This window comes from Streptomyces sp. NBC_01546, assembly GCF_045208355.1.
Lineage (GTDB): Bacteria > Actinomycetota > Actinomycetes > Streptomycetales > Streptomycetaceae > Streptomyces.
Genome location: NZ_CP109379.1, coordinates 4917742 through 4933506 on the forward strand (window position 1 = coordinate 4917742; position 15765 = coordinate 4933506).

Annotated in this window: 13 protein-coding genes and 1 tRNA gene; 7 read left to right on the top strand and 7 right to left on the bottom strand. The window is 71.1% G+C overall.

Annotated elements, in window-relative coordinates:
• The first annotated feature begins 118 nt into the window (after nt 1-118).
• Both OHA89_RS22520 and OHA89_RS22525 read left to right on the top strand, forming a co-directional pair.
• Nucleotides 119-1504 (top strand): NAD(P)/FAD-dependent oxidoreductase, encoded by a 1386-nt coding sequence (locus OHA89_RS22520; protein WP_257556029.1) that lies wholly within the window; start codon nt 119-121, stop codon nt 1502-1504.
• Nucleotides 1505-1640: 136 nt separating this feature from the next.
• On the top strand, nt 1641-2975 hold the full coding sequence (locus OHA89_RS22525) for a cyclopropane-fatty-acyl-phospholipid synthase family protein (protein ID WP_266609504.1): 1335 nt from the start codon (nt 1641-1643) through the stop codon (nt 2973-2975).
• A 70-nt stretch (nt 2976-3045) separates the two neighbouring features.
• Here the strand turns inward: OHA89_RS22525 and OHA89_RS22530 are convergent, their stop codons facing one another.
• Both OHA89_RS22530 and OHA89_RS22535 read right to left on the bottom strand, forming a co-directional pair.
• Nucleotides 3046-5598 carry an ABC transporter permease gene (locus OHA89_RS22530; RefSeq protein ID WP_406366948.1) on the bottom strand — a complete coding sequence of 851 codons (2553 nt, stop codon included), beginning with the start codon at nt 5596-5598 and terminating at the stop codon, nt 3046-3048.
• Between the two features lie 76 nt (nt 5599-5674).
• Nucleotides 5675-6448 carry an ABC transporter ATP-binding protein gene (locus OHA89_RS22535; protein WP_257556036.1) on the bottom strand — a complete coding sequence of 258 codons (774 nt, stop codon included), beginning with the start codon at nt 6446-6448 and terminating at the stop codon, nt 5675-5677.
• A gap of 453 nt (nt 6449-6901) precedes the next feature.
• On the opposite strand from OHA89_RS22535, the gene OHA89_RS22540 reads away from it, so the two are divergent.
• Nucleotides 6902-6983 (top strand) — tRNA-Leu (locus OHA89_RS22540).
• 144 nt (nt 6984-7127) lie between these two features.
• Nucleotides 7128-7985, top strand: coding sequence for a Bax inhibitor-1/YccA family protein (locus tag OHA89_RS22545; RefSeq protein WP_257556038.1), 858 nt, complete (start codon nt 7128-7130; stop codon nt 7983-7985).
• A gap of 108 nt (nt 7986-8093) precedes the next feature.
• Here the strand turns inward: OHA89_RS22545 and OHA89_RS22550 are convergent, their stop codons facing one another.
• On the bottom strand, nt 8094-8324 hold the full coding sequence (locus OHA89_RS22550) for a DUF4287 domain-containing protein (protein WP_215139438.1): 231 nt from the start codon (nt 8322-8324) through the stop codon (nt 8094-8096).
• A gap of 101 nt (nt 8325-8425) precedes the next feature.
• Here OHA89_RS22550 and OHA89_RS22555 point away from each other — a divergent pair, with 101 nt between their 5' ends.
• The gene (locus tag OHA89_RS22555; protein ID WP_257556040.1) at nt 8426-8761 is read left to right on the top strand and encodes a hypothetical protein; all 336 of its coding nucleotides are present in this window, start codon (nt 8426-8428) and stop codon (nt 8759-8761) included.
• On the opposite strand, the gene OHA89_RS22560 is transcribed toward OHA89_RS22555, so the two are convergent.
• The 3 genes from OHA89_RS22560 to OHA89_RS22570 all read right to left on the bottom strand — a co-directional run bounded on the left by OHA89_RS22560 (nt 8745) and on the right by OHA89_RS22570 (nt 12493).
• Nucleotides 8745-9575, bottom strand: a complete 831-nt coding sequence (locus tag OHA89_RS22560; RefSeq protein WP_215139472.1) for a hypothetical protein — start codon at nt 9573-9575, stop codon at nt 8745-8747. The two genes, OHA89_RS22555 and OHA89_RS22560, sit on opposite strands and share 17 nt — an antisense overlap.
• Nucleotides 9576-10063: 488 nt before the next feature.
• Entirely contained in the window at nt 10064-11284 is a 1221-nt protein-coding gene (locus OHA89_RS22565) for an acetyl-CoA C-acetyltransferase (protein ID WP_215139436.1), read from the bottom strand.
• 174 nt (nt 11285-11458) lie between these two features.
• The gene (locus OHA89_RS22570) at nt 11459-12493 is read right to left on the bottom strand and encodes an SGNH/GDSL hydrolase family protein (RefSeq protein ID WP_266609507.1); all 1035 of its coding nucleotides are present in this window, start codon (nt 12491-12493) and stop codon (nt 11459-11461) included.
• 135 nt (nt 12494-12628) lie between these two features.
• On the opposite strand from OHA89_RS22570, the gene OHA89_RS22575 reads away from it, so the two are divergent.
• Nucleotides 12629-14011, top strand: a complete 1383-nt coding sequence (locus OHA89_RS22575) for a cystathionine beta-synthase (RefSeq protein WP_257559420.1) — start codon at nt 12629-12631, stop codon at nt 14009-14011.
• Nucleotides 14012-14290: 279 nt separating this feature from the next.
• On the opposite strand, the gene OHA89_RS22580 is transcribed toward OHA89_RS22575, so the two are convergent.
• Entirely contained in the window at nt 14291-14662 is a 372-nt protein-coding gene (locus OHA89_RS22580) for a hypothetical protein (RefSeq protein WP_266609508.1), read from the bottom strand.
• A gap of 142 nt (nt 14663-14804) precedes the next feature.
• On the opposite strand from OHA89_RS22580, the gene OHA89_RS22585 reads away from it, so the two are divergent.
• Nucleotides 14805-15647: a MurR/RpiR family transcriptional regulator gene (locus OHA89_RS22585; protein WP_266609509.1), complete on the top strand. Its 843-nt coding sequence runs from the start codon at nt 14805-14807 to the stop codon at nt 15645-15647.
• Nucleotides 15648-15765 lie beyond the last annotated feature (118 nt).

Sequence of the window (15765 nt, forward strand, 5' to 3'; positions counted from 1 at the left end):
GTTCCCGTTGTGCGCCATGACCTCGGTCACGTGGGCGGCGGAGTGTAGCAGAGGCCCTCCGACACCTTGTGAAGGGGCTCACGAGCGACACCCCTTTGGGTGCTGGATACTCGTTCTCATGAGCACCACGGAGCGTCCCAGGATCCTCGTTGTAGGAGGTGGGTACGTAGGCCTGTACGCGGCCAAGCGGATCATGAAGAAGATGCGCTATGGCGAGGCGACCGTCACGGTCGTCGACCCGCGGTCGTACATGACCTACCAGCCCTTCCTCCCCGAAGTGGCCGCAGGCAGCATCTCGCCTCGGCACGTCGTCGTCCCGCTGCGACGCGTGCTGCCCAAGGCAGAGGTTCTCACCGGCCGGGTCACCAGCATCGACCAGGACCGCAAGGTCGCCGTCGTCACGCCGCTGGTCGGCGAGGCGTACGAGCTGCCCTTCGACTACCTGGTGATCGCGCTCGGCGCCGTCTCCCGCACCTTCCCGATCCCCGGCCTCGCCGAACAGGGCATCGGTATGAAGGGCGTCGAAGAGGGCATCGGCCTGCGCAACCACGTCCTCGAGCAGCTCGACAAGGCCGAGTCCACGACGGACGAGGACGTCCGCCGCAAGGCCCTCACCTTCGTCTTCGTGGGCGGCGGCTTCGCCGGCGCGGAGACCATCGGCGAGGTCGAGGACATGGCCCGCGACGCCGCGAAGTACTACGCCACGATCAAGCGCGAGGACATGCGCTTCATCCTGGTCGACGCGGCCGACAAGATCCTTCCCGAGGTCGGGCCCAAGCTCGGCACCTGGGGCAAGGAGCACCTCGAGTCCCGCGGCATCGAGATCTACCTCAACACCTCCATGGACTCCTGCGTGGACGGCCACGTGGTGCTGAAGAACGGCCTCGAGGTCGACTCCAACACCATCGTGTGGACCGCGGGCGTCAAGCCCAACCCGGCGCTGGTCCGCTACGGCCTGCCGCTGGGCCCGCGCGGCCACGTCGACGCCGAGCCCACCCTCCAGGTCAAGGGCACGGACTACATCTGGACCGCCGGCGACAACGCCCAGGTTCCCGACATGGCCGCCCGCAAGGCCGGCGTCGAGAACGCCTGGTGCCCGCCGAACGCCCAGCACGCGCTGCGCCAGGCCAAGGTCCTCGGCGACAACGTCATCTCGGGCATGCGGGGCTTCCCGCAGACCGAGTACTCGCACTCCAACAAGGGTGCGGTGGCGGGCCTCGGCCTCCACAAGGGCGTCGCGATGATCGTCATGGGCAAGATGAAGATCAAGCTCAAGGGTCGGCTCGCCTGGTACATGCACCGTGGCTACCACGGCATGGCCATGCCGACCTGGAACCGCAAGATCCGCGTCTTCGCCGACTGGACCCTCGGCATGTTCCTCAAGCGCGAGGTCGTCTCGCTGGGTGCGCTGGAGACCCCGCGCGAGGAGTTCTACGAGGCCGCCAAGCCGGCCCCGGCTCCGGCCGCCTCCTCGGCACCCGCCCAGAAGGCCAAGGCCTCCTGACCCGGGCCTGACCGGAACACCCCCAGCACGTCCCCGAAGGGGCCGCCCGCCATCCGTGGTGCGGGCGGCCCCTTCGGCATGTCCCGGACCGGGAATGGGTAGGCCGTTTCGTCGGAGCTTTCTGGAGGTGCCTACGATGACCGACGCCGCGCCGCGGCTGGCCGCACTCGCCGAGACCTTGCTGGGCGCCCCCCTGCCCGTCCGCATACGGGCCTGGGACGGCAGCGAGGCCGGTCCGCCCACCGGCCCCACCCTGGTGCTCACCCACCGGCGCGCCCTTCGCCGCATGCTGTGGAAGCCGGGCGAGATGGGCCTGGCGCGCGCCTGGGTCGCCGGGGACCTGATCGTCGAGGGCGACCTCTTCGAACTGCTGGACCGGGTGGCCGGGCTGCTCTGGGAGCGGGACGCCGCCGCCCCGCCCGCCGGGCCGCCCAAGCACGCCCGCGTCGCCCAGGCCGGCAGCACCCTGGCGCTGCTGCGCGACCCGGCCGCGCGGGCCGCCGTACGGGACCTCGCCGCGCTGGCCCGGCCGTGGCCCGCGCCCGCCCCGCCGCCCGAGGAGGCCGCCCGCCGCAGCGGGCCCGTCCACACCAAGGGCCGCGACCGCGCGGCCATCAGCCACCACTACGACGTCGGCAACGAGTTCTACGGTCATGTGCTCGGCCCGTCCATGGTGTACTCCTGCGCCTACTGGAACCCCGGGGCCACCCTGGAGGAGGCCCAGCGCGACAAGCTCGACCTGGTCTGCCGCAAGCTCGCCCTCACGTCCGGCGCCCGGCTCCTCGACGTCGGCTGCGGCTGGGGCTCCATGGCCCTGCACGCCGCCCGGGAGTACGGGGTCCAGGCCGTCGGCATCACGCTCTCGCGCGAGCAGGCCGCGTACGCCCGCAAGCGGGTCGCCGAGGAGGGCCTGGCCGACCGGATCGAGATCCGCGTCCAGGACTACCGGGACGTCAAGGACGGCCCGTACGACGCCATTTCCTCCATCGGCATGGCCGAGCACGTCGGCGGCGACCGCTACCGCGAGTACGCCCGCACCCTGCACGCCCTGCTGCGCCCCGGCGGCCGCCTGCTGAACCACCAGATCGCCCGGCCCCCGGAGCCCGACGAAGCGGCCTACCGGGTCGACGAGTTCATCGACGCCTACGTCTTCCCCGACGGGGAGCTCTCACCGCTCGGCAGCACCGTCGGCGAACTGGAGCGGGCCGGCTTCGAGGTCCGGGACGTGGAGGCGCTGCGCGAGCACTACGCGCTGACCCTGCGGGCCTGGGTGGCGCGCCTGCAGGCCCACTGGGACGAGGCCGTACGCCTCACCTCGCCCGGCAGGGCCCGGGTGTGGCTGCTGTACATGGCGGCCTCCGCGCTCGGCTTCGAGCACGGCCGGCTCGGGGTCAACCAGGTCCTCGCGGTACGGCCGGGGGCGGGCGGCGACTCCGGGCTGCCGCTGCGGCTGCGCACCTGGGGCGCGTGAAACGGACGACGGGAAGGGCCCCGGGGCATGCGCCCCGGGGCCCTTCCGTACGTCCTGAACCGCCGGTCCGCTACTCCGTCTTGATGGCGGTGAGCATGTTCAGCCGGGCGGCGCTGCGGGCCGGCCACATGGCGGCCAGGACACCGACCACGGCGGCCAGCAGGAGGAAGACGCCGATCCGGTCGTACGGGAGGACCAGCTCGTAGTTCGGCATGGACTTCGCCAGCGTGCTGCCGACGGCCCAGGCGAGGAAGATGCCGATGGCGACGCCCAGGACCGCGCCGAACAGCGAGATCACCACGGCCTCGAGGCGGATCATGTTCTTGACCCGGCTCCGGTCGAGGCCGATCGCCCGCAGCATGCCGATCTCCTGGGTCCGCTCGAAGACGGACATCGCCAGGGTGTTGACCACGCCGAGCACCGAGATGATCAGCGCCATGCCGAGCAGGCCGTACATGATGTTCAGCATCGTGTTGATCATGCCGCCCATCTCGTTGCGCATGTCCTGCTGGGTGGCGACGGTGATCGCCGGGTTCTTGCCGAGGGCGTCGACGACCTTCTGCTGGCCGGCCTTGGAGGCCCCGCCGTCGACGTTGACGTACACCTCGGGGATGTACTGGTCCTCGCTGTGCTCGCTGAGGATCTTGTTGTCGAGGACGTACGGGGAGAGCAGGCCCTCCATGTCCTTGTAGACGGCGCCGACCTTCAGGGAGCCCTTCTGGCCGTCGTCGAACATGACCTGGAGGGTGGAGCCGACGGCGAGGTTCTGCTTCTTCGCCGCCTTCTCGGCGACCGCGACCTCGCCCTTGCCGAGGCTGTCCAGCGAACCGCTGGTGACCTCCATGTTCAGCATCTGGCCGATGGTGGAGGGGGTGACGCCGGAAGCCGAGCGGAAGTCCTCGCCGACCTTGAAGTAGCCCGCCGCCTGCGGGGAGACCGCCTTGATCCCGGGGGTCTTCGCCAGGGTCTCGGCGACCGACTTGTCCAGGCTGCCCATGTCGTCCGACATGGAGACCTTGTAGTCGGCCCGGAGCTTCTCGGTGCTCATGCGGTCGACGACCTTGCCGACGGTGATGCCGAGCACCGACAGGGTGGTGACCAGGGTCAGGCCGATCGCCAGGGAGGCGGCGGTGACGGCGGTGCGGCGCGGGTTGCGTACGGCGTTCTGCGCGGCCAGCTTGCCGGGGACCCCGAACACCTTCTGCAGCAGGGGGCGGACGGCCCCGATGACCGGCCGGGAGAGCAGCGGCAGCAGCACGATCATGCCGATGAGCATGAAGAACGCGCCCGCGCCGATGAGCATGCGGCCTTCGTCCCCGCCCTGGGAGACGCCGAGCAGGACCAGGCCGACGGCGAGGAGCCCGAGGACGGAGCCGATGACGTTGCGCAGGACCAGGGACTTCGAGCTGGCCGGCAGGTGGGCGCTGCCCATGGCGGCGACCGGGGCGATCCGGCCGGTGCGCCACGCGGGCAGGACCGCGGCGACCGTGGTGACCAGGACGCCGACGACCAGGGCCGCGACGATGGTGCCCGGCGCGATCACGAGGCCGCCGCCCGGCAGCTTGGCGCCGAAGGAGCCGATCAGGGAGCGGATGCCGATCGCCAGGCCGATGCCGCCGAGCAGGCCGACGACGGCGGACAGGATGCCGACGACCAGGGCCTCGGCGAGGACCGAGCGCATGACCTGGCCGCGGTTGGCGCCGACGGCGCGGAGCAGGGCCAGCTCCTTGGTGCGCTGGGTGACCAGCATGGTGAAGGTGTTGTAGATGAGGAAGATGCCGACGAAGAGCGAGATGCCGGCGAAGACGAGCAGCATGGTGCTCATCTGGCTGAGGCCCTTCTCGATGTCCTTCGCCTGTTCGGCGGCGAGCGCCGCGCCGGTCTGCGCCTTGGTGTTCTTGCTGTCGAGCAGCGGCTTGATCTCGGCGAGCAGCTGGTCGGCGGAGGCACCGGACTTGGCGGCCACCGACAGCTCGCTGAAGTAGCCGGGCTTGAGGTAGAGCTCCTGGGCGACCTTGGTGTCGAAGAGCACCAGGCTGCCGCCGGCCTGGACCGCGCCGTCCTCCGTGGTGAAGACGCCGGCGAGGGCGTACTCCTTGACCGGGCCGTTGGTGGCGACGCGGACCTTGTCGCCGACCTGGTACTTGCCCTTGTCCGCGGTCGCCTTGTCGAGCGCGACCTCGTCGGCCTTGACCGGGCCGGCGCCCTGGGCGAAGGCGTAGCGCGGGTCCTTGCCGTCCTTGACGGGCGTGTAGTTGGAGCCCTTGTTGGACCAGCCGGCGCCGATCAGCTTGCCGTTCTCGTCGCCCACGCCGGCGAAGCCGGAGACGCGGCCGGAGACGGAGTCGACGCCGTTCAGGGCCTTGACCTTGTCGAGGGTCGCCTGGCTGAGGCCCGGCTCACCCTCCTTCTCGCCGTTGTCGCCGCGGGTCTGGCCGTAGGCGGTGACGGAGACGGCCACGCCGTCGTAGCTCTTGGCGGACTGGCTGGAGAGGGACTTCTTGAGGGTGTCGGTGAAGACGAGGGTGCCGGACACGAAGGCGACGCCGAGGGTGACGGCGAGCACCGTCATCAGCAGCCTGGCCTTGTGCGCGAGCACGTTGCGCAGGGCGGTACGGAACATGGGGTCTCAGTCCTGGGGCTGGAAGTCTGGAGGAGGGCTGGGGGGTGACCGGACACCCCCTGAGGGTGACCCCGGGTCAGCTGGTGCGGCCCTTGGCGTCGAACGCCTTCATGCGGTCCAGCACGCTGTCGGCGGTGGGGCTGATCATCTCGTCGACGATCGAGCCGTCGGCGAGGAAGATGACGCGGTCCGCGTAGGAGGCGGCGACCGGGTCGTGCGTGACCATCACGACGGTCTGGCCGAGCTCGCGGACGGAGTTGCGCAGGAAGCCGAGGACCTCGGCGCCGGAGCGGGAGTCGAGGTTTCCGGTGGGCTCGTCGCCGAAGATGATCTCGGGGCGGGAGGCCAGGGCGCGGGCGACGGCCACGCGCTGCTGCTGGCCACCGGAGAGCTGGGTGGGGCGGTGGGAGAGGCGGTCGGAGAGGCCGACCATGCTGATCACCGCGTCCAGCCACTGCTTGTCGGGCTTGCGGCCGGCGATGTCCATGGGGAGCGTGATGTTCTCCAGGGCCGTCAGGGTCGGCAGCAGGTTGAAGGCCTGGAAGATGAAGCCGATCTTGTCCCGGCGCAGCTGGGTGAGCTGCTTGTCCTTGAGGGAGCCAAGCTCGGTCTCGCCGATGCGCACCGATCCGGCGGAGAAGGTGTCCAGGCCGGCGACGCAGTGCATCAGCGTGGACTTGCCGGAGCCCGAGGGGCCCATGATCGCGGTGAACTGGCCCTGCGCGAAGTCCACGGAGACGTTGTTGAGGGCGACCACCTGGGTCTCGCCCTGGCCGTACACCTTGGAGAGGCCGGTGGCGCGGGCGGCCACGGCCTGGGTGGTGTGCGGGGCGTAGTTCGTGGTGGTCACGGAAGCGACTCCTGTCGGGGCGGGGGCTGCGGACCGGCGTCGGTCTGCTCATCTGCGGGACGCTTCCATCGTCGCCGTGCCCACCCCCGCTCCGGATCAGCCGCGGTGCCCGTTCCCAGGGCCACTCGAGTCTGACCGCGGGCGCGTCCGCCTCCTCCTCTGGTATGACAGGGCCCTGACGACCGGGCGGAGCCGCGGGGGTGGCGGGGAGGGTGGCGCGCGGGGTGGCGCGGGCCCGGCGCCGAACCTGGACAGGCCATCGAAATCCCGTCATTCCCAGGTCGGGCGTGATCGTCGCCGAGAAGCAGCCGACCGTGTGTTCTCGCGTCTGACGACCCCTCAAGCGCCAATAAAATCAGACAACATCGGATAGACGGCCCGTTGGTGACAAGACCGTTCCGGATAGGCTCGGCGCAGCGTTCAAGGCTTTTTCCACGGGGGCCGCCACGCCCTGCCCGGATGGTGGAATGCAGACACGGCGAGCTTAAACCTCGCTGGCCTTCGGGCCGTGCCGGTTCAAGTCCGGCTCCGGGCACTCCGTAGGCGCGAGGGTCGGACGGTTTATCCCCTGCGCTTCGCCCTGCCTTCTCCTAAGATCCTCCTTCAGCAGTAGGGTGCTTTCTTTGCGAGCGCATTACTCTTGTTGCAAGGCCGCGCTCGGTGGCCACGGAGGAGTGAGATGAGGAGCAGTAACCCGGTCTTCTCGCGACGGGGGTTCAGCCGCGACAACGGTGGCTACGCGGGGTTCGACGCGCGCCAGCACCAGCAGGCCGGGACCGCGACCAACCCGTACGCGACCAACCCGTATGCGACCGACCCGGCCACGGGCATGCCGCAGGCACCGGTGCGCGCCAACGCGATGACCATGGACGACGTCGTGAGCCGCACGGGCATGACGCTCGGTGTGCTCATCCTGACGGCGACCCTGTCCTGGATCCTGCTGCCGGTCGACCCGGCCAACCTGGGCAAGTCGTACGGCATCGCCATCGGCGCGGCCCTCGTGGCGTTCGTCCTGGCCATGGTCCAGTCCTTCAAGCGCAAGCCGGTCCCTGCCCTGATCCTGGGATACGCGGCGCTGGAGGGTGTCTTCCTCGGCGTCATCAGCGCGGCGACCAGCACCTACCTCAGCGCGGGTGTCGTCATCCAGGCCGTGATGGGCACGATGTGCGTCTTCGCCGCCGTGCTCCTCGCCTACAAGATGGGCTGGATCCGGGTCAACCGGCGCTTCACCGGCTTCGTGATGGCCGCCGCCATGGGCTTCATCCTGCTCATGGTCGCGAACTCGCTGTTCGCGCTCTTCGGCGGCGGTGACGGCCTCGGCTTCCGCAGCGGCGGCCTCGGCCTGCTGTTCGGCGCCATCGGCGTCATCCTCGGCGCGTGCTTCCTCGCCCTCGACTTCAAGCAGGTCGAGGACGCCCTGACGTACGGAGCCCCGCGCGAGGAGGCCTGGCTGGCCGCCTTCGGCCTGACGCTGACCCTGGTGTGGATCTACCTGGAGATGCTCCGCATCTTCCAGATCCTCTCGGGCAACGACTAGCAGGACCCGCACGCCGTACGGCCTGCGCACAGCTTGGGGAAGGCCCCGCGAGCAATCCGCTCGCGGGGCCTTCCCGCATCTAGGGGGTACGGGAGTCGGGGGGAGGGCTCAGCCGAACCGGCGGGCGGCTCTGCGCAGGTCGTACTCGTGGATGATCGCTTTGGCCTGGCCGTAGGACAGTTCGTGCGCGCCGCGCAGCCAGCTGACCTTCTCCTCGAACCGGACGAGGGAGGGGCCTTCGTCGACGGTACGGAGCCAGTCGGAGAGCTCACGACCGGTGCACTGGGGGATTCTGTCGATCATGTTGCGGTGTGTCTGCTCGGAGAACTCTACGGACATGGGCGCCTCCGGAGGTATCGCCGTGCTGTTCTCTTCACGCCACCGTGCCGGAGAGTTCGCCCGTTGGCAATGGTGCCGGGACGGCGCGTAAGGTCGGCCGGGTGCTTGATACTTCGCCCCTGACCGCCGTCGTGGAACGTTTCGCCGACCGGCTGCGGGCCGCGCCGCAGAGCCGCCTCCAGCAAGGAGCCGCCGCCGCGGCGCTGGAGCTGGCCCGGGATCTCGCCGCGCGGGCGCGGAACCTGGAGGACCTCCCGCCGCACGAGATGCCGGACGCGGGGATCTTCGTCGTCGGGGACCAGGTGGCGGTGGCCGGGCAGGACCTCGCCCAGGCGCTGCGCGCCGCAGGCGAGGGGGGCAGCGCGAAGGCCCCGTCCGAGATGCTGGACGAGGCCGTGCGACGGGTGGAGCAGGCGGAAGTCAGAGCGATGCGATGACGCGGTCCGCGAGGATGTAGACGTTGCTGTCCGGGTCCTCGGCGTCACCGCAGGAGAAGGTGAGCGCGTAGGCGCCGGAGATGCCCGAGCCGCCCAGCAGCACCGGCGCGGTGCCCGAACGCAGGGCCTCGGCGAGCCGCTCCGCGGTCTCCCGGTGTCCCGGGGTCATGCAGAGCGTGGTGCCGTCCGTGAAGACGTACACGTCCAGGGTGCCCAGGGGGCCCGGCCGGACGTCCGCGAGGGCCGTACGGGCCTCCGCGAGCTCCTCGAGGCGGCTGACGGTGCGCTCGTGGTCCGCGCCGGGGTGCGACTGGACCGGCACGAAGTCGGGGTGCGAGGGGTGGCGCCGGCGGGCTGCGGCCAGCTCGGCCGAGTCCTCGGGGTACTCCTCGAGGGATTCCTCGCCCAGCGCCGGCTCCAGACCCACCAGGTCGGCCTGGCGGGGCAGGAAGACGGGGCTGTCCTCGCCGAGGCCGGGCAGGCCGCCCAGCAGCGCTCCGGGGGTCTCCCCGGCGAAGCGGGGGGACGCGTCGGCGGCGTCGCGGGCCTCCTGAGCGGCCCAGAAGGCACGCGCCTCGGCCAGCTCGCGCTCGCGCTCCTCGGCGAGGGCTTCGGCCACGGCGGCTCGTATCTCGGCGGCGGGGGACTCCACGGCGCTGCGGGCGTGCGGCACGGTCGCACCGCGCGACTGGACCGGCAGGGCCAGCTCACCGCGCAGGGCCGTGACCTGCTTACGCAGACCGTGGACGGCGTGCAGCGCAGCAGCGCCCACGGCCGTGGCAGCGGCCGTGGTCAGCAGCAGGGCAAGAGACATGGCGCTCACTGACTAACTCCTGATTGATTCGATCCCCCGACTTCCTACATCAGCTTGACCCGACCTGGGAATGGCATGCAGTGCATTACGTCATGAATTGGACAGGTCTTTCGTCCCAAAAGGCCTGTCCGCATATCGTCTGACCTGCAGAAATGCCGATCCCCCAGGAGATAGGTCACATCCTGGGGGAGATTCGGTCACAGGTCGGCCGCGACGGGGTTAGATTCGGCGTCAGTACGCCAGAAGGGATCAAGGCGGATCCCTTGCGGCGTCTGGGGGCCGAACTAGCTCAGGCGCTCGATCTCTTGATCGCGCTGAGCCTCGCCACCGCTGCGGGCAGGTGCCGCCCCTCGTCCCTCGGGGCAGCCCCTACCCTCCGCTACGGCTCAGCTCAGCCGCTCGATCTCTTGATCGCGCTGAGCCTCGCCACCGCTGCGGGCAGGTGCCGCCCCTCGTCCCTCGGGGCAGCCCCTACCCTCCGCTACGGCTCAGCTCAGCCGCTCGATGACCATGGCCATGCCCTGGCCGCCGCCCACGCACATGGTTTCGAGGCCGAACTGCTTGTCGTGGAACTGCAGGCTGTTGATCAGAGTGCCGGTGATGCGGGCACCGGTCATCCCGAACGGGTGACCGACGGCGATGGCCCCGCCGTTGACGTTCAGCTTGTCCAGCGGGATCTCCAGGTCCCGGTAGGACGGGATGACCTGCGCCGCGAAGGCCTCGTTGATCTCGAACAGGTCGATGTCGCCGACCGTCAGGCCGGCCCGCTTCAGGGCCTGCTTCGACGCCTCGACCGGGCCCAGGCCCATGATCTCGGGGGAGAGGCCGGTGACGCCGGTGGAGACGATCCGGGCCAGCGGGGTCAGGCCCAGCTCGCGCGCCTTGGTGTCGCTCATGATGACCAGCGCCGCGGCGCCGTCGTTGAGCGGGCAGCAGTTGGCGGCCGTGACCAGGCCGTCGGGGCGGAAGACGGGCTTGAGGCCCGAGACGCCCTCCAGGGTCACGCCGGCGCGCGGGCCGTCGTCGGTGGAGACGACCGTGCCGTCCGGGGTGGTGACCGGGGTGATCTCCCGCTCCCAGAAGCCGTTCTTGATCGCGGCCTCGGCCAGGTTCTGCGAGCGGACGCCGAACTCGTCCATGTCCTGGCGGGTCACGCCCTTGAGGCGGGCCAGGTTCTCGGCGGTCTGGCCCATCGCGATGTAGGCGTCCGGGATCAGGCCGTCCTCGCGCGGGTCGTGCCAGGCCGCGCCCTCGCTCTGCGCGACGGAGGCGGTACGGGCCTCCGCGTCGCCGAAGAGCGGGTTGTGGGTGTCCGGCAGGCCGTCGGAGGAGCCCTTCACGGACCGGGAGACCATCTCGACGCCCGCGGAGATGAAGACGTCGCCCTCGCCCGCCTTGATGGCGTGCAGGGCCATCCGCGAGGTCTGGAGCGAGGAGGAGCAGTAGCGGGTGATGGTGGCGCCCGGCAGGTAGTCCATGCCCATCTGCACCGCGACGATGCGGGCGAGGTTGTGGCCCTGCTCGCCGCCGGGGAGACCACAGCCGAGCATCAGGTCGTCTATCTGGCGCGGGTCCAGCTCGGGGACCTTGGCGAGCGCGGCCTGGATGATCGTGGCGGTCAGGTCGTCCGGTCGGACGTCCTTGAGGGACCCCTTGAAGGCGCGCCCGATGGGCGAGCGGGCGGTGGAAACGATGACGGCTTCGGGCATCGGGGCTCCAAGGGTGTGTTGCGGCTCTAACCGGGACCGCAAGCGAAGTTACCGCCCCGTACGGTCGAGGTCACCGGCCTTGCGGTGTGATGCCGGTCGCTCCGGGGCGGCGGCGGGGTCGTGGCGGCCGGACCGGCCGGCCGCCACACCCCTTCCAGTGTGCGGCCGCGCCCGTCACGCCGTGCCCGACACCCGGCTGTCCGGGGTCTGGGTGCCCGGCAGCTCCTCGCCCGGGACCCGGCGCCGCCGCCGGTGCTTGAGCAGGGCCCAGGGGCCGCGGGCCGCCGTGACCTCCGTACCCGCCAGGCCGGCCGCGGCCGAGGCGGCCTTGGCCACCGGCAGCATGTCCTCGTCGCGGGACACGTCCAGGCGGTCGGACTCCGGCCACAGCCCGAGCGCCGCGCACAGGGTCGGCAGCACGGCCATGGCGGCGGTCGCGTACCCCTCCGCCGACGGGTGGTAGGAGTCCGGGCCGAACATCTCGCGAGGGTTCGCGGCGAACTCGGGGCCCAGCAGATCTCCCATGGAGACCGTACGGGCGCCCAGCGCGACCACTCCTATCGTCTGGGCGGCGGCCAGCTGGCGCGAGACCCGGCGGGCCATCCAGCGCAGCGGCTGGTACACCGGCTCGATCGTGCCCAGGTCCGGGCAGGTGCCGACGACGACCTCGGCGCCCGCGAGCCGCAGCCGCCGCACGGCCGAGGTCAGGCAGCGCACCGACTGGGTCGGCGGCATCCGCCGCGTCACGTCGTTCGCACCGATCATGATCACGCACACGTCCGGGAGCGCCGTCCCGGCGTCGGCGGCCCCGTCGATCAGCAGGCTCACCTGCCGGTCCAGGTCGTCCGACATGGCCCCCGACACGGCGACGTTGCGCAGCTCGACCGGGCGCTCGGCCACCGCCGCCAGCCCGGAGGCCAGCAGGGCCGCCGGGGTCTGGCGGGCCCGCCGTACGCCGAGCCCCGCGGCGGTGGAGTCGCCGAGCATGCCCAGGCGCAGCGGCCCCGGGCTCTGTTCCGGCCCGCCGAACTCGCTCCCGTACAGCCCGTCCGCGCGCGGCGGTTCGCCCAGCCCGGTGCCCACCGTCCGCTTGGCGAACTGCACCTCCGCGAGCACCAGTCCCACCGCGGCGGCCCCGACCAGCCCGAGCCCGCCCCCGCCGTACGCTGCCCCCGCCGCGATCCGGCGGGCCGTTCTCGCCCTGGACACCCTTCAGGCCACCTCGCTCTCGTGCCGGGTCCTTGTTGACCTTCCTGCCCCGTACGGCCGGTCGGCCAATCCCTTTCGGCATACTCTGGCCCGACCTCCCGGAGAACCCGTGGAGTCCCCTCCTTGGAGAACATGGTGCAATTCCACGACTCGATGATCAGCCTCGTCGGCAACACCCCGCTGGTGAAGCTCAACCGTGTGACCGAAGGCCTCCAGGCCACCGTCCTTGCGAAGGTCGAGTACTTCAATCCCGGTGGGTCCGTGAAGGACCGGATCGCCGTACGGATGATCGAGGCCGCCGAGCAGAGCGGAGCCCTCAAGCCCGGTGGCACCATCGTTGAGCCGACCAGCGGCAACACGGGTGTAGGACTCGCCATCGTGGCCCAGCAGAAGGGCTACAAGTGCATCTTCGTCTGCCCTGACAAGGTGTCCATGGACAAGATCAACGTGATGCGCGCGTACGGCGCCGAGGTCGTGGTCTGCCCGACCGCCGTCGACCCCGAGCACCCGGACTCGTACTACAACGTGTCCGACCGCCTCGCGCGCGAGCCCGGCGCCTGGAAGCCCGACCAGTACAGCAACCCGAACAACCCCCGTTCGCACTACGAGACCACCGGTCCCGAGCTGTGGGAGCAGACGGACGGGAAGATCACCCACTTCGTCGCGGGCGTCGGTACGGGCGGCACGATCTCGGGTACGGGCAACTACCTCAAGGAGGTGTCCGGCGGCAAGGTCAAGGTCATCGGCGCCGACCCCGAGGGCTCGGTCTACTCCGGCGGCTCGGGCCGCCCGTACCTGGTCGAGGGCGTCGGCGAGGACTTCTGGCCGACCGCCTACGACCCGAACGTGACGGACGAGATCATCGCGGTGTCCGACAAGGACTCCTTCCAGATGACCCGCCGCCTCGCCAAGGAGGAGGGCCTGCTCGTCGGCGGCTCCTGCGGCATGGCGGTCGTCGCCGCGCTGAAGGCGGCCGAGGGGCTCGGCCCGGACGACGTGGTCGTCGTCCTGCTGCCGGACAGCGGCCGCGGCTACCTCAGCAAGATCTTCAGCGACGAGTGGATGGCGGGACACGGCTTCCTCGAGGAGGCCGGGCCCGCCGCGCGCATCGGCGACGTGCTGAACGACAAGGAGGGCGGCATCCCCTCCCTCGTCCACATGCACCCCGAGGAGACGGTCGGCGAGGCCATCGAGGTCCTGCGCGAGTACGGCGTCTCGCAGATGCCGATCGTCAAGCCGGGCGCCGGCCACCCGGACGTGATGGCCGCCGAGGTCATCGGCTCCGTGGTCGAGAAGGAGCTCCTCGCCGCGCTGTTCGCGCAGCGGGCGTCCCTGAACGACCCGCTGGAGAAGCACATGAGCGCCCCGCTGCCGCAGGTCGGCTCCGGCGAGCCGGTGTCCGAACTGATGGCGGTGCTCGGCGAGGCGGACGCGGCGATCGTGCTGGTGGAGGGCAAGCCGACCGGCGTCGTCAGCCGCCAGGACCTGCTGGCGTTCCTCGCCAAGGGCGCGAAGTAGCCGTTACGGGGCCGTGCACGGGCGTCGCGCAAACGGTACGGGCCGGACACGTGACGGCAGCACCGGCTTAACACGGCTCCGGCACAGTGGTGTTGTCGGCAGGGGCACAAACGCTCCGGCCGGCACCACCGAACGGCGTTGCGTACCTCCGGAGCGGCTCCCGGATCGCGTGGACGCCACCGGACGCGGACGGCCCTGACCCGGCCCGTGTCCATCGCGGGGACCGCCGTCGTCCCGCCCCCGGGCAACCGGGGTGCGGCGGTCCCCGCGCAATCTTCTCTAGGGCGTGTCGGCGGATCCCCGCCGCAGGCGCTTGCTCGCGTGAATGAAGTTCACGCCGAGGACGCCGCCCCAGGCGACCAGCAGCCCGCTCAGATGCGCCTGCGCGGCCGCGATGGCCGACAGCGGGATCGCCAGCACCAGGGTGATGATGGCGAAGCCGAAGCGTTCGCCGAAGTTCCCGTCCACCGGCTCGGGCCGGCCCCCGCGGGCGTGGAGGAGCCGTTCCTCCGCCAGCCGCCGCCGGACCTGCGTGTCGACCTTCTCGACGAACGAGTCCACCAGCGCGGTCTCGTACTCCGGACCCAGCTCCCGCCGGGCGTCCAGCGTGGCGTCGAGTTCCTTCTTCAGCTCTCGGGCGTGGGCGTCCATCCCCCCACCGTAGGAAGCGCCCGCAGGCCCCCGCACTGGGGCTAGCCCCCGTATCCGCATGACGGGCGCGGCTTGCCGAGCTGCATAACCACATGCAGAGTGCTCGGTGACTGAATATCTCACCGGGACGGAGGGGACGGGAATGAGCGACAGCCCGGCCGCGCGGCTGCAGAAGCTGTTCGAGGGGCACCGGCTGACGCCGACCCAGCGGCGGATCGCGCACTGCATGGTGCGCGGAGCGGCGGAGGTGCCCTTCCTGTCGAGCGTGGAGCTCGCCGAGCTGGCCGGGGTGAGCCAGCCGTCGGTGACCCGGTTCGCGGTGGCGCTGGGCTTCGACGGGTATCCCGCCCTGCGCCGGCACCTGCGCGAGGTGGCCCCCGCCGAGCGGGCGGACACCGTGCACGAGGACGCGTACAACGAGTACCAGCAGGCGGTCCAGGGCGAGATCGACAACCTGCGGCAGCTCGCGGCGATGCTCGCCGACCCCTCGCCGGTCCAGGAGGCGGGGCGGCTGCTGGCCACCTCGACCCCGCTGCCGGTGCTGGGGCTGCGGGCCGCGTCCTCGCAGGCGCGCGGGTTCGCGTACTTCGCCGCCAAGGTGCACCCGGACGTCCGTCTCCTCGACGAGGGCGGCTCGATGATGGAGGACCGCATCGACGCCGCCGCCGGCGCGGGGGCCTCGGCGCTGCTCTGCTTCGCGCTGCCCCGCCATCCCCGGGAGGTCGTGGACGCGCTGGAGCGCTCCCGGCGGGCCGGGCTGACCGTGGTGACGGTCGCGGACTCGGCCTTCGCCCCGGTGGCCCGCCACTCGGACCTGCTGATCCCGGCGCCGGTCGGGACCGGGCTGGCCTTCGACACGGCGTGTGCGCCGATGCTGCTGGGGCGGGTGCTGCTGGAGGCGATGGCGGACGCGCTCCCGGACGCGCAGGCCCGCCTGGAAGCCTTCGACGCCAGGGCCGCCGCCCGCGGGCTGTTCGTGGAGTGACGCCCTGCGGCGCCGTTGCGGGGGCTCCGCCCCCGGACCCCCGCGCCTCAAATGCCGGCGGGGCTGGATCTTGGCTGAGCTGGGCTCGAAGGTGCCGCCCGGCGGGCTGGATAGCCGC

Coding starts and splice junctions, on each gene's coding strand:
- OHA89_RS22580 (WP_266609508.1), bottom strand. CDS start 14,662: ATGGACGCCCACGCCCGAGAGCTGAAGAAGGAACTCGACGCCACGCTG.
- OHA89_RS22550 (WP_215139438.1), bottom strand. CDS start 8,324: ATGTCCGTAGAGTTCTCCGAGCAGACACACCGCAACATGATCGACAGA.
- OHA89_RS22545 (WP_257556038.1), top strand. CDS start 7,128: ATGAGGAGCAGTAACCCGGTCTTCTCGCGACGGGGGTTCAGCCGCGAC.
- OHA89_RS22520 (WP_257556029.1), top strand. CDS start 119: ATGAGCACCACGGAGCGTCCCAGGATCCTCGTTGTAGGAGGTGGGTAC.
- OHA89_RS22565 (WP_215139436.1), bottom strand. CDS start 11,284: ATGCCCGAAGCCGTCATCGTTTCCACCGCCCGCTCGCCCATCGGGCGC.
- OHA89_RS22585 (WP_266609509.1), top strand. CDS start 14,805: ATGAGCGACAGCCCGGCCGCGCGGCTGCAGAAGCTGTTCGAGGGGCAC.
- OHA89_RS22560 (WP_215139472.1), bottom strand. CDS start 9,575: ATGTCTCTTGCCCTGCTGCTGACCACGGCCGCTGCCACGGCCGTGGGC.
- OHA89_RS22530 (WP_406366948.1), bottom strand. CDS start 5,598: ATGTTCCGTACCGCCCTGCGCAACGTGCTCGCGCACAAGGCCAGGCTG.
- OHA89_RS22525 (WP_266609504.1), top strand. CDS start 1,641: ATGACCGACGCCGCGCCGCGGCTGGCCGCACTCGCCGAGACCTTGCTG.